Origin of the sequence: Devosia sp. LjRoot3, assembly GCF_964252865.1 — a bacterium.
Taxonomy (GTDB): domain Bacteria; phylum Pseudomonadota; class Alphaproteobacteria; order Rhizobiales; family Devosiaceae; genus Devosia.
Genome location: NZ_CAXUPK020000004.1, coordinates 413,931 through 426,924 on the forward strand (window position 1 = coordinate 413,931; position 12,994 = coordinate 426,924).

General features: G+C 61.0%; 10 protein-coding genes. 4 read left to right on the forward strand and 6 right to left on the reverse strand.

Going from position 1 to position 12,994, the window contains the following annotated elements:
* Positions 1–41 precede the first annotated feature (41 nt).
* Positions 42–1,457 carry an exopolysaccharide biosynthesis polyprenyl glycosylphosphotransferase gene (locus tag ACSQ2A_RS16740; RefSeq protein ID WP_436073145.1) on the reverse strand — a complete coding sequence of 472 codons (1,416 nt, stop codon included), beginning with the start codon at positions 1,455–1,457 and terminating at the stop codon, positions 42–44.
* Positions 1,458–1,640: 183 nt separating this feature from the next.
* On the opposite strand from ACSQ2A_RS16740, the gene ACSQ2A_RS16745 reads away from it, so the two are divergent.
* The 4 genes from ACSQ2A_RS16745 (at position 1,641) to ACSQ2A_RS16760 (ending at position 6,839) form a co-directional block, all read left to right on the forward strand.
* The gene (locus ACSQ2A_RS16745) at positions 1,641–2,306 is read left to right on the forward strand and encodes a N5-glutamine methyltransferase family protein (protein ID WP_436073146.1); all 666 of its coding nucleotides are present in this window, start codon (positions 1,641–1,643) and stop codon (positions 2,304–2,306) included.
* Between the two features lie 96 nt (positions 2,307–2,402).
* Positions 2,403–3,707: a lipopolysaccharide biosynthesis protein gene (locus ACSQ2A_RS16750; protein WP_436073147.1), complete on the forward strand. Its 1,305-nt coding sequence runs from the start codon at positions 2,403–2,405 to the stop codon at positions 3,705–3,707.
* Positions 3,704–4,702: a glycosyltransferase family 2 protein gene (locus tag ACSQ2A_RS16755; RefSeq protein ID WP_436073148.1), complete on the forward strand. Its 999-nt coding sequence runs from the start codon at positions 3,704–3,706 to the stop codon at positions 4,700–4,702. Before ACSQ2A_RS16750 ends, ACSQ2A_RS16755 begins: the two co-directional genes overlap by 4 nt.
* Positions 4,689–6,839, forward strand: a complete 2,151-nt coding sequence (locus ACSQ2A_RS16760; RefSeq protein WP_436073149.1) for a glycoside hydrolase — start codon at positions 4,689–4,691, stop codon at positions 6,837–6,839. The genes ACSQ2A_RS16755 and ACSQ2A_RS16760 overlap by 14 nt, the downstream gene beginning before the upstream one ends.
* Here ACSQ2A_RS16760 and ACSQ2A_RS16765 read toward each other — a convergent pair.
* Genes ACSQ2A_RS16765 through ACSQ2A_RS16785 form a run of 5 tightly spaced genes read right to left on the reverse strand, consistent with a single transcriptional unit; the run spans position 6,815 to position 12,778 of the window.
* Positions 6,815–8,002 carry a glycosyltransferase family 4 protein gene (locus ACSQ2A_RS16765; protein ID WP_436073150.1) on the reverse strand — a complete coding sequence of 396 codons (1,188 nt, stop codon included), beginning with the start codon at positions 8,000–8,002 and terminating at the stop codon, positions 6,815–6,817. The two genes, ACSQ2A_RS16760 and ACSQ2A_RS16765, sit on opposite strands and share 25 nt — an antisense overlap.
* Positions 7,999–9,237, reverse strand: coding sequence for a glycosyltransferase family 4 protein (locus ACSQ2A_RS16770; RefSeq protein ID WP_436073151.1), 1,239 nt, complete (start codon positions 9,235–9,237; stop codon positions 7,999–8,001). Before ACSQ2A_RS16770 ends, ACSQ2A_RS16765 begins: the two co-directional genes overlap by 4 nt.
* On the reverse strand, positions 9,234–10,001 hold the full coding sequence (locus ACSQ2A_RS16775) for a polysaccharide deacetylase family protein (protein WP_436073152.1): 768 nt from the start codon (positions 9,999–10,001) through the stop codon (positions 9,234–9,236). Before ACSQ2A_RS16775 ends, ACSQ2A_RS16770 begins: the two co-directional genes overlap by 4 nt.
* Positions 9,994–11,292 carry an O-antigen ligase family protein gene (locus tag ACSQ2A_RS16780; protein WP_436073153.1) on the reverse strand — a complete coding sequence of 433 codons (1,299 nt, stop codon included), beginning with the start codon at positions 11,290–11,292 and terminating at the stop codon, positions 9,994–9,996. Before ACSQ2A_RS16780 ends, ACSQ2A_RS16775 begins: the two co-directional genes overlap by 8 nt.
* On the reverse strand, positions 11,282–12,778 hold the full coding sequence (locus ACSQ2A_RS16785; RefSeq protein WP_436073154.1) for a GumC family protein: 1,497 nt from the start codon (positions 12,776–12,778) through the stop codon (positions 11,282–11,284). Before ACSQ2A_RS16785 ends, ACSQ2A_RS16780 begins: the two co-directional genes overlap by 11 nt.
* Positions 12,779–12,994 lie beyond the last annotated feature (216 nt).

Below are 12,994 nucleotides of genomic sequence, written 5' to 3' on the forward strand. Positions count from 1 at the left end.
TTCCCCAAATCCACCTGCAAAATGCAAGTGTGACCTCTCGATCAGTGGGCGTTCTGCCGCGTGCGCGGGGAGAAAATGGTCAGGAGCACGATCCAGAAATCGAGCAGGACCGACCAGTTTTCCGCATAGTAGAGATCATGCAAGGTGCGCGCTTCGATCTTGTCCTGGGTGGACGTATCGCCGCGATGGCCATTGACCTGGGCCCAGCCGGTAATGCCGGGCTTGATGCGCTGGCGCTGCGCGTAAAGCTCGAATTTTCCCGACAATTCGTCGTCATGCGAAACGGCGTGGGGCCGCGGCCCGACAAGGCTCATCTCGCCGCGCAGCACATTAATGAGCTGGGGCAATTCGTCGATGCTGGTACGGCGGATGAAACGGCCGATCGGCGTGATACGGGGATCATTGACCTGGGCCTGGCGCATGTTGCGGCCGTTCTCCATCACCCGCATGGAGCGGAATTTCAGGATGTAGAAATTCCGGCCATTAAAACCGCGACGCTCCTGACGGAACAGCGCGGGGCCGGGGCTGGTGAGGCGGATGGTAAGCGCCACCGCGACCAGGAGAGGCGAAAGGAGAAGCAGGGCCAACGCACCCGCCCCGACGTCAAAGCTTCGCTTGAGGAAGCGGCCGGTGTCGTTCAGGGGGGTGCTCAGCAGGCGCAAGGAATTCACGGAGCCCAAGGGCACGGTGTCGACCAGGCTGATCTTGCCGTTTTGCACGACGCTGCGGGGGTAGAGCAGTACATTGAGTGCATAGGGGCGGCAGGGCGCGACCAGATTGCTCAGGGCCTCGATACTCTCAAGATCGCCGATGAGAAGCACGTGCTGGCAGTTCTTCTCGACGCAGCTTCTGGCAAAGTCGGCGATTATGTCGGGGCCGGGCAAAGCGGACGATAGCCCTTCGGGCAGCGTCAGGCTGGTCACGATTTGACCGCCCTGTTGCCAGATGTGGGGGTCTGCCCTGAGGCGCGCGATCGAGTCCGCGTCGCCAATCAGGCCGAACCGTTCGACTTGCAACTGGCCGCGCGCCAGCATCTTGGCAAGTTGGCGATAGATTGTGACGCGAAGGGCAACGAGCACAATGGGCGAAACAACCAGCCAAGCACCAAAAGTGCGCCCCCATGACAGGCTCCAACGCGATGTCGCAAGCGCGACCAAAAGAGCAAGCGCCGCGGTCGGAACCCAGCTGAATGCCGCGTGCAGGGCGAAGGGCTGGCGCAGGTCGGCAAGCGGAAGGAATTTCTGAGCGGCCTGGCTCGACAGCGCGCCATAGACAAGACCCGTGGTCACGGCAACGCCGATGACCAGCCAGGGCGGATGCACGACGGCGAGGATAAGACTCAGAATCGTGGCGGCCAGTCCTTCGACCAAGGCAATGCCATTGGCCAAAGTGACTCGGCTGGGAAGCTGGATGCGCCGACGGCGCCGCGCTTCAGACTGTGCCACGGGCAGGGTCATGTCGGGAACTGCTGCCTTTCATTCGCGCAATATCTAACATCAAAGGTCTGGCAGCGCTCCAGTTTCGCTTCATTGGGTTAATAGGTTTAAGGGGGATGCAAATTTTAACGATAAGACCACGTTTCGGTTTCGCGCTCGTGCAAATGAAATACACGTTCTGCGAACTAAAGTCGGGGTTCCGGCATGATCAATAATTCTGACAATTTTCATAAATTCTTGTCGATCTCGCTATTGGCAGGTCCAGGTGTCCTCAGGCCGCGTGCGGAGACCGAACTTCTCGGTCGGGTTTGTATCGGATTGCTTGCTGATTTCGCGGCGCCGCGGGTTGTCGATATGTGTTGCGGGTCAGGAAATCTTGGCCTCGCCATCGCGCATGAGAGGCCGGATGCGCGTGTGTTTCTCAGCGACCTGACGGCAGAAACGGTCGGTCACGCCAGGGGCAATGCAAAGCGGCTCGGACTTGAGGAACGCGTGGCCATTGGGCAGGGAGACATGTTTTCCGGGGTCGAGCCTTTGCTGTCAGGCGAAAAGGTGGACCTGGTGGTCTGCAATCCGCCCTATATTTCCACCGGCAAGTTGGCCGGGGAGGCCGCGCATCTGCTCGTGAACGAACCGCGAGAGGCCTTTGACGGCGGTGCCTATGGCATTTCGATACACCAACGGCTCATTGCCGATACCCCAAGCGTTCTGCGACCAGGGGGCTGGCTTGCCTTCGAATTCGGCCTTGGCCAGGACCGGCAGGTTGCCGTGTTGCTCAGGCGCTATGGCCACTATGGCGAAATCCAGTTTTCCAATGATGCCTTGGGCAATCCGCGTGTGGCCTGTGCTCAGCTCACCGCCGTTCCGTGATGCAACAGCACGTTAACGCCATTTCGGCTTCGCGGCGCCTGTGGGAACGTGACTATGCGATAATCCTCGCGAACGGATCCTGAATTGGCTGGTGTCATGCCTGTTTCGTCGCGCCTGCGCGCTTTGTTGCCGATGGGGCTTTCCTACGCGGCCTCGGGGGGCAGCCTGATTGTTTCCAGCGCTGCGCAGCTGCTGACGTTCGCCATTCTGGCACGGTGCCTGGGCGTCGAGGAGTTCAGTATCTTTATCGCCTTGACGGCGATTACGGCTGTCGCGATCCAGATTTGTGGTCTTGGCGCTCAGGAGGCGCTGGTACGAAGGGTTGCCCGCGAGCCGGCGCTCTATCCACGCTTTCTGGGCCACAATATCCTGATATCGGGAATTAGCGGGCTGGTGCTCGTGGTGCTGGGTGTCGTCATCCTGCCGCAGGTCTTTACCCTCTCGGCCGACCCACTCATCAATCTGACGCTGCTCTTGGTCGTGCTCGTTACTAACATTGTCCTGGCGCGGGTCATTCTGCTGGTTGAGCAGATATTCATCGCCCATTCCAACTTTGCCGCTGCCAATCGCAATGTCATCTTTTTTGCACTCGGCAGGCTGGCGGCAGCAGTGCTGGGCTGCCTCGTCTTTGGCGCCGATACCTTGGCGGAGTGGATAGTCTGGGCCTTCGTCGCCCATGCCGCGATCGCCGTTCTCTCCATCCGGTCGGCAAGCCCGCTTGGTCGGCCCAGCTGGGTGTTTCACTGGGATGAGATGCGAAACGGGATACTGTTTTCGACGCCTTTCATCCTGCGTGCCTTGCGGCAAAATGTTGATCTGCTGCTGCTTTCGGCTCTCACCAGTGCAGAAGGAGTGGCAAGCTATGCCGTGGCGCGGCGAATCGTTGATAGCGGCTATCTTTCCGTAGAAGCGCTTAATCGACTGCTTTACCCCGGTTCCGCCGCTGCGACGCGCGACGGCTTGCATCAGGCGCTTGGTCGCTTTCGCAAGGTCTTGGCGGTATCAATCGGCATAGCTGTCATGGCTGCCCTCGTGCTTGTCTGCGGGGCGCCGCTCCTGCCGCTCCTCTTCGGCGCCGAATATGTTTCCCTGCCCGGCTTTACCCAGATTCTGGCCCCGACCATCGTTCTGATGGCTGCCTGGGCGACCGCGCAGGAGGCACTCGGCTCGAGCGGTCATCATCTGGAACGCGCCATGATCTTCAATGGCGCCGTGGTCCTGGGTGGGATGGGGATCGCCCTGGCTACCTGGCTTGAAGGAACAAGCGGGGCTTTCTTCGCCATTTATGCGACCGAACTCGCGACGGCGGTGGCCGCCTGGCTGGTGCTGCTCAGGCTTGCCGACCGGGATCGACACAGCCTGCCCAAAACGGAAACTCTTGCACCGGTGCATTCGAAATGAGCGTTTCGGTTCTGATCAAAACTCTGAACGAGGCGGAGAATATTGCGGCGACCATTGAAAGCGTGCTCGCGGCGATCGGACCCGACGACGAGATTATCGTGGCCGATAGCGGCTCGACCGACGGTACCGTAGAAATTGCGGCACGCTATCGCGTAGCCGTTGTCCAGATAGCCGAGGGGGAAAAGCCGAGCTGCGGTCTGGGGCCACAACTGGCCTTTCAGTATAGCAGGGGGGACTACCTCTGCCTGATGGATGGCGACATGCGGTTGGATCGGGAATTTCTCGAAAAGGCGCAGGCCTTTCTCCTCGACAATCCCAAGGTTGCCGGGGTCGGCGGGCATGTCGTGGAAATGAACCTGGAAAACCTCGAATTTGCCCGGCGCAAGTCACGTGGCGGCAAGGAGCTGGCATCAGGTACCGTCGATCGCCTGAATGGTGGCGGGCTTTACCGGCGGACGGCAATTGCCGAGGCGGGCTATCTGTCCGACCGCAACTTGCATGGCTATGAAGAATTCGACCTTGGCGTGCGCCTGCGGGCGCTGGGCTGGTCGCTGCATCGGCTGGACATACCGTTCGTGCAGCATTTCGGCTATCGCATGAACGCCTATGCCCTGCTACTGCGCCGTTGGCGGAGCAAATACCTGCGCGGCGTTGGCGAAGTGTTGCGGGCCGGTCTCGGCAAGAGCCATTGGAACGCTCTCTGGCGCGATATTCGCGAACTCCGTCTTTGGGGCGCGGTCTATGTCGGCCTTGTTGTGCTGTTGGCGATCCTTTGGATCGTGCCCGACAAGGTTCTTGCGCTTTGCATCTGTCTCGGAGCGATTGCCGGCGTCGTGCTGGCCATGAGCGCCAAACACCGCAGCTTCAAGCTCGGCTTTTACGCGGTTACAGCGTGGCTGTTCATGGCGGCAGCTCTGCCCCTGGGCTTCTTCGCGCCGCGCCGGGACCCTGCGGCCTGGATTGAAAGTCAGGTCGTGCACGATGCGCGCACTTAGCGCCGTCATCTTCTGGCTGGCCGTGCTTGCCCTGCCAGCGCTTGCCCAAACCTGGCCGGCGGTGCGTGAGCAGGGGTTGGAGGTTGCACCCGGAAGCCCATTGGATTTCTCCCAGATTCTGCCGAATGGCACGATTTCGGCGGCTCGGCATCTGGTTGTGGCCGGCGGTCGCTTTGCCTTCTCCGACGCGCCGGACGAGCCGACGCGCTTGCTCTGTGCTTCCCTTGCCTGGAGCCCGGCCTCCGGGGGGCTGCCGGATCACGCGATGGCCGACCGCTATGCCGAGCAATTGGCACGTCACGGCTATAACCTGGCGCGATTCCACTTTGTCGAATCCTTGCTGATGTTCGAGCGTGAGAGGGATTTCGATTTCTCGCCCGAAGCACTCGACCGCCTTCACTATCTCCTTGCAGCCCTCAAGCGTGAGGGCATTTCCTGGGTCATGGATGGACTGACCTCTGGCCGCGGTGGTGCCGGCGGCTATGATGACCGGTGGGATGGTGTCGGTAGCCTCAAGCAGGATATGCTGCTGAGCGAGGAGGGCATGGCGCATTGGCAAAGGCTGCAGGATGCCATCCTCGGCGCGGTCAATCCCTATACAGGGCTCGCGCCGATTGCCGATCCGGCACTGGCCCTGATCGTGCTTGTCAATGAGGGCAGCCTCGAGTTCGAATCGCTCCTTGGTGCCAATCGGGGCGAACCGGCCTATTCCGAACCGGTGCGGCGCCAATTCAATGTTTGGCTGCAGCAACGTTACGCTGATGAGGATGCCTTGAGCAAAGCCTGGGGTGGACTTGCGCCCGGCGAGAGTCTCGCAGATGGCTCAATTACCTTACCCACCGACCGGTGGGCCCCCAATGGCAGAATGCGCGATCTGCAACTCTTCTTCGTGGAGGTGGAGCGGGAGGGGACCAGGGTCATGAGCGAATACTTGCGGGCCATGGGCTATGAAGGGGCCATCAGCAACTACAATAACTGGCCCAGCCGGCAGGCATCGATCAGTCGCGCCTCGCTCGATGTCGTAACGATGAATACATATTTCGACTGGGTTTCGGGCTACGCGCCCGGGACGCGGATCGAGCAGAGCAGTTCACTGCGCGAGGGGCTCGACTATCTGCGCGCCGCGGCGGGAACGCGTTGGCTTGGCCGTCCCTTCGTGCTGACCGAATATGACCATTTGTTCTGGAACAGCTATCGCTATGAGGCGGGCATCGCCGTTCCGGCGCTCGCCGCGCTGCAGGGATGGGATGGTCTTTGTCGCCATGGGCACGGGCCTATTGCGCTTCGCTACGGGGAAGACGTGCCGCACAAGCGGCAGATGTTGCCCTATGCCATAGCCCTCGACCCGGTCGCTCGCGCCGGCGAAACATTGGCAGCCCTGCTGTTTCGACGTGGCGACGTTAGCCCTGCGCGAGCAACAATCGCTTTCCCCATCGACGGCACTTCAGCGCTCGGTCCCCTGATGTTTGCAGGCGAGCCGGAAAACGCCACGGCGCTTGCGGCCTTCAGCGCCATTGGATTGACCCCGGTTCAGGACATTGCCACCGCTTCGCTGCCCGTCCAACGGGCGGACCATGCCACCACTGATTTTTTCGCCCCGCTGGTAGCGGCTAGCGCGCTGTCGGATGAGCAAGTGACACTGGCAGGGCAGGGAAGCTATGCCAGCGATACCGGCGAAATTACCATCACACCTGATCGGGCGCGAATGGTCGTCGAAACGCCGCAGACGGTTGCGGCGGCGTTCTCGCAGCTGGAAGCGCCACTGGTGATCGGGCCGGCCACTTTTGCCGATCCTTCTGGTCCCGCCTTGCTTGGCCTTGCATCCCTTGATGGCAGGGCGCTGGAGGAAAGCCGGCGTATCCTCGTCGTTTTTGCAAGCGATGCCCAGAATACCGGCATGCGCTTTGCGGACGCCGCGCAACGCGAAATTGTCGATTTTGGTACCTTGCCGGTCCGTATCCGCCCCGCTTCGGTCTCGCTGGTTTTGCGGGGTAGCGGACACTGGACATTGGCGCCGGTTGGACTCGACGGTATCGTTCACGAGGTACTTGCCCGAGGCGCCGGTGACCTGCAGGTCCGGCTCGACAATGTCCCGCCTTCCGGGCCGACGACCTATTTCGTCATCGAACGCGACTGAGCGGCGCGGATGAGCACGGGGCCTCTACTGGGCCCCCGCCGCATCATCGCGGCATAGAGAGCGCTGAGATCGTCGGCAACGCCGTCCCAGGAAAAGCGGTGCCGAACCATCTCGATCTGCGCCATTCGCTCAACCGGCAATGGGGCCGCGGACATGATATGCGCCATGCGCTGAGCCAGGCCCTCAATATCCCCCAACGGAAAATAATGGTGGGCCTCCAGCCCTACACCGAGATTGGCCGCGATATCGCTGGCCAGAACCGGCGTCCCGTGGCTAAGGCCTTCAAGAAGGGCAATCGGCATGCCTTCGTGGCTGGATGGCAGGACGAAAAGTCCGGCATGCGCGAAAAGGTCGTTGAGTGCTGCACCCTTTTGATAACCGGTCATGACGATGCCGGGTACCGCCGTCGCGGCCTGACGCAAGCGTGTCTCATAGTCCGAACGGTGATCGGCTCCGCCAACCAGAACCAGCTTGAAATCGGGGGATACAAGTCTCGAATAGGCGGCGACGAGGTCAAGCTGCCGCTTTTCCGGCACGAGGCGCGAGACATTGAGCACATAGCGGCCGGGCTGAAGGTCAAACTGGCGGAGAATGTCGGATCCCATGGGACCGCCAGGCATGAAGACGCCATTGGGCAGGAAATGGACCCGGCGGCCATAGCGCGCCTCCATGTCGCGTGCGACATTTTCAGCGACTGCAACTGCCGCATCGGCCCAGTGCATGCCCATTTTTTCGCCGAGGCGAAGAATTTCCTTGGCTATGCGGCCCCATTTGTCGCGATCATAATCATAGCCATGATGCGTAACGAGCGTCTTGAGCCCCGCCAGGCGCGCTGCCGGCGTCAAGAGGGCCGGCCCGACGGCATGGATGTGCACGATATCCGGTCGCCGTAGTGCGGCCAATCCTACGCCCAGGCCGGTATGGACAAGGGCCTCGAACTTGCTCGAACGCGGCGACCAGATCGGTTCGATGCCGACCCCCCGGAAGCTCTGGCGCCCGCCCGGCATATAGGCCTGGCGCGCCAGTACATCGATGCTCCAACCGCGTTCTACGAGCAGCGGCGCCAGCGCGCCGACATGGGTTTCTACGCCCCCCTGCGGACCGTTGATGCCGCGCAGGCCGAGCATGACAACCGAGCTTTTACGGCGGCGGCGTTCCGTCATTGGACCCCCAATTCGGCATAGAGCGCAAGCATGCGCGCCTGGTAGGTGCCGGCCGAGAAATTTTCACTGACCCAGCCGTGGCCAGCACGACCGAGGGCGCTTCGTCCGTCCGCGCCCATGGCCTCCATGCGCGCCAATTGCGTTGCCAGGCTGTCGGCGTTGGCCGGGAGGGCGATCAACCCGGTGTGCTCGGCCTCGATCAATTCGGGAATGCCACCGATATCGGTACCGATGACCGGCCGGCCCAGACCATAGGCCTCGAGTACGCTGACCGGAGCGTTTTCGTACCATTCCGAGGGCAATACCAGGGCTTTTGCCGCCCCAATGAGCTGCTGCAACCGATCACCGCCGACATGGCCGACAAAGTCGATATCGGCCGAAACGGTCTCAGCCAGGGCCCGCAGTTCCTTCTCGTCGGGCCCGGTGCCGGCGATAACCAGCCGCACTCGGGCCTGCGCTGCAGCACGGATCAGCGTCTTGACGCCCTTTTCCGGCGCCAGACGTCCGGCGAAAAGATAATAGTCGCCCTCGCTCTGACGTTCGCCAGCGAGAAAGGCGGGGTCGACGAAATTGGGAATGTAAACCAGAAGCTCGGCGGGCCAGCCCCATTCAATGAGCTTGTCGCGATAGAAGCGGCTGGGCACGACAATGCGGTCGAGCGTGTTCCGGTAGAGGCCCAGGGCGCGGTGCACCGCCGTCTCGAGTAGCATCAATCCGCTGAGCGCCACGGAATCCTTGGCGCAGCGGTTCAGCACAACCTGCGCAATATTGCCGTTCCGGCACTTCTCGCAGACTTGCCCATGCGAGAGCATCTTGTAGGCGGGACATGCGATCTTGAGGTCGTGGGCGGTCATGACCGTGGGAATACCGGCAGCCTTGAGCGTGCGGAAAATGGCCGGCGACAGATGGTGATAGACATTGTGCGCATGGGCGATTGCTGGGCGAAATTCTTCCACCAAAGCTGCAATGCCGCGTTGGGCCTCATACGAATAAATGATTTTGCCGGCATGGTTGAGCTTGGTCAAAAAGCCGGGCTGTTGACCGAATTCGATCTCGGAAACGAAGTAACGCGACCAGGGTGAAGCCAGGTTTCGCTCGGACTGCATGGCGAAGGGTGCCACGTCCCAGCCAGCCTGGCTGAACATGGACATGTGGTCGAGGAACACCGCCTCCGCGCCGCCGCGGCGATAGTGGTAATTGTTGATCGCGAGAAGGCGACGCCCCGGTCGGGTCATGTCGTCGCCTCAAAATGGTCGAGTGCCTGATTGACCGTGAGAAGCGCGCAGCCGCGTTCGCGGGCATGGCGGACCAGGCCCTCAAAACTCTCAGGCGTGCAGCCATAGGGCGTTGGATTGGGTGAAAGGTCGTGGCCGAAGAAAATCAGCCAGCCCGGATTGGACACTACTTCGTCGATCAGGCCGCGCATTTCCAATACGCTTCCATCCGGTTGCTGTAGCGGGTAGCTGCGCAGGAAGCTGCGGTCGGTCATGCCGCGATTGATGCCTGGAAGGCCGCCGCGACTGGAGCGGTAGCGCCGCGCCAGTTCGGCCCGCTGCCGGAAGGATCCTGAATTATAGGGGAAGGCGAAATTGCGTGGCTGGAGATTGGGAGAGATGGCCGCCAGTGCGTCTGCATTGTGACTGAGATCGTTGTATAGCTGCCTTCGCGAGGCGTGCCGCAGGTTGATGTGCGAATGGGTATGGCACCCGATTTCGTGTCCTCGCGCCACAAGCTCGGCGCAACCAGCCGCATCGATAAGATTGCGCGCCCCCTCCTCGCGTCCCAGCATGCCCGTCGCGATATAGAAGGTGCCGCGGCCTCCATGAGTCTCGAGTATCCCTGCCCCCTTGGTGAGGGCAGTATCGGGAACGTCGTCGAACGTGAAACTGACTATGGGTGCGTCGGTCCTGACCTCGACCATAGGCCCAGGAAAACGCGCCAGCAGCCGGTTGGTCACGCGACCCGCAAGATTGTCGATCACTTGGATGGGGTCAGGCATTGGACAGGGCCATAGGGTTTGCGCGGGTAGCCCGGCTTTCGGATCTGACCAGCATCGCTCTCGCCTGGAAATGCAGCCCGCAGCAGGCCACCACGAAGGCGAACCACATAAGGCCCGTTCGCCCGAAAAAGACGCTTTCCATGCAGGCATTGATGAGACCAAAGAGCCATATTCGAAGGAAGAGGCGGGTCAGGTCTGGATTGTTGTTGTTGTTGAAGGCGGGCTTGATGTCGCGCAATGGCAGGATGATGAACGCCAATATGAAGACGATCGTCCCCCCCAGTCCGATATTGAGGAGAAGATCTATATAGCCATTGTGGGCCGAACCGGCGCCATAGGCCCAGCTTTCTATTTCCCAGCCCCCATAGAGATTTCCATAGGAGCCCCAGAATGTATTGATGCCCAGCCCGGCAAATGAGGATTCCGACATTTTGCCCAGCGCAATGCGCCAGATGTCGACTCTGTTGGTGAAGGTGGCGTCGATCCCGAGCGAGGCAATGATTTCGGCGAAATCGGCGGAAAGAGTTACCCCAATAACCACGGCATTGAAGGCGAGAAGGCCCAGGAGGACGAGGGGCCAGCGGATCAGAGGGAAGCGCTCAATCAACCAACAGACCATGATGATTACCGGCAAGGAGGCAAACGCGGTCTTTCCGCCCGTATTGAAGAGGAAAACGGCAGCACCAATTCCAAGCAGATAGGCACGCCAACGCCAGCCCTGGCTGTGCATGTAGAAGGCGCAGAATACCGCAACGACCATTGCCGAAGACGTGAAGTTCTTGTGCAGGAAGTGCCCGCGCCACAGGCCGGCCAGCATCGGTTCGGCGATATCGCCAACCTGATGAATAGCGATCTGGGGCAAGGCGACAACACCCAGATAGGACAGGGCAACGGCACCGAACGTGGTCCAACCGAACAGGGTTGCGAAGTCACGCTCGCTTCTGGGCAGGGTAAGCACAAGATAGGCGTTGGCCATGACCAGCAGCTGAAACACGGTATTGCGCAGAGCCTGGCTCTGGTCGGCGGCCAACAGGCTCGACAAAATCAGCCACCCTCCGACCGCGGCAATGGAGCCCAGCCCCAGCACCGGATGGCTTGAGCTTAACAGGTGCGTACAAACGGCCGATGCCGTGACCAGGAGAAGTATGACCTGCGCCAGCAAGGCGCCACTGTCCGCAAGGCTCGACAGGTCACGAAACGGCTGCGGGCCGATCCAGAAGTAGAGCAAGATTGCGCCGGCGAGGCCAAGGCGCAACTTGTCGAGCACGGGGGAGGAGGCGCTATTGGGCATTGGCTCCTGCTGGCTTGGCGCGCGACTTCTTTGTCATCACAAGCAGATTGAAGAGGACCACGCCGAATGCCGCCAGGATGGCTCCTCCGGCAAAGCCCATCCCGATCAGCAGAACTGTGCGCGGCGGATAGCTCCGGCTGATGGGGGCAATTGCCGGAGAAATCACCCGAACATTATTGGTGCTGAGTTCGCTGCGCTCGGCGATCTGTTGGGCACGCTCGAGATAGGCCTCGTAGATAGTAACCTTCGCCGTCGCGGCGCGCTCGAGTTGGCGCAGTTCGAGTTGCGATTGATCGTCACTGAAGACGGCGGCTTCCTGCTGGCCGGCCGCCAGGTTGAGCTGGTCGAACACGCTCCGGGCCCGTTCGAGGTCGCGACGCGCGGTTTCCACGATTCGGCCGGTTTCCCGGTCGATTTCGGCCTCGAGTGAAGCCAGTTGGGCGCGAGCGGTCGTCAGGCCCGGATGTCGTGGCCCCAGGGTTGCCGAAAGGGAGTCGACCTGCTGGCGCGTGGTTGCATATTGCGTGCGCATATTGGCCAGTACAGTTGACTCCAGGGACGCTGCATTGAGCGCTCCTTCCCCGCTTGTGGCGGTGAGACTGGCATAGCGAGCCTCGGCATCGATCAGGCTCTCGCGGGCCGTGGCGATCTGCGTGTTCAGCTGGACCGCGGCCTGGGTACTCAGTTGATCGGTGCCTGTCATCTGCAAGCCGTGGTCGCGTCGATAGTTCGCTACGGCCGCCTCGGCCAATTCGGCGTCGGCGCGCAGTTCGTCCAACCTTTGGTTCAGGCCAGCCGAGGCATTTCGGGCCCCTTGCGCCTCGGCGTCGGCGAGCTCTGCCAGAAAAGCTGACACTACCGCATTGGTCAAAATTGCCGAACGTTCGGGGCTGCGCGCCCAGACAGAAGCCGTGACGACATAGGAACGCTCCTCGCGGCGCACCCGAATCCGTTCCGACAAGGCTCGCATGGCAGTGGTGAAACGATCTTCTGAACTGTCGGCCGGCAAGAATGCGGCAAAGAGCGAGAAGTCAGGCTCCATCAGGTCCGGGTCATTTTCGAGGTCAAGTTCCCTGACGACGCGGGCGAGCACATTGGTCGAACCCAGTACCCGCATCTTGCTCTCGACATCGAGCAATTGGGCGTCGCCCTGGACATTGCTGGTATAGAGATCGTCAGCGACGACCCGTAAATTGCTGGGGTCGAGCAGAATATCGGAATAGCTGGTATAGCGTGGCTTGACGAGGGCGCCACTGGCCAGGCCCAAGAGCGCCCCGAGCAGCGCGATGACGAGAATGCTGATCCAGAACCGAACCAGCCAAACCACAATGAGCCTGGGCGTAACCGCTTCAAACAGCCCCGCCTGTGTTGCATCGGGTGCATGACGCCGCTCGGAACCCTTGTAGTCGTTTTGCAGTCCAAGCGTATGGATTGTCCCCGCCGGCGCCGTTGCTGCAGGCCTAGTGGGTTTGAGCGTCTGATACATGAACAGTGGCCGTCCCTGGGATCCTCTATTGCCCTTATAAGTCACTCAAGGCGTGAACTCAGCGCCTTTTGGCCAAGGTAGTTAAGCGATCTTTGTTAACCGCCCCGCGCGATCCATGCCCGTGCTCGGCAGCGCTATGCTATTGAGGCGCATAGGGATCGCCGAGGGTAGGATATGTTGGGGGAAGATCCACTGAGCACGTCGGAAACAGCAAGC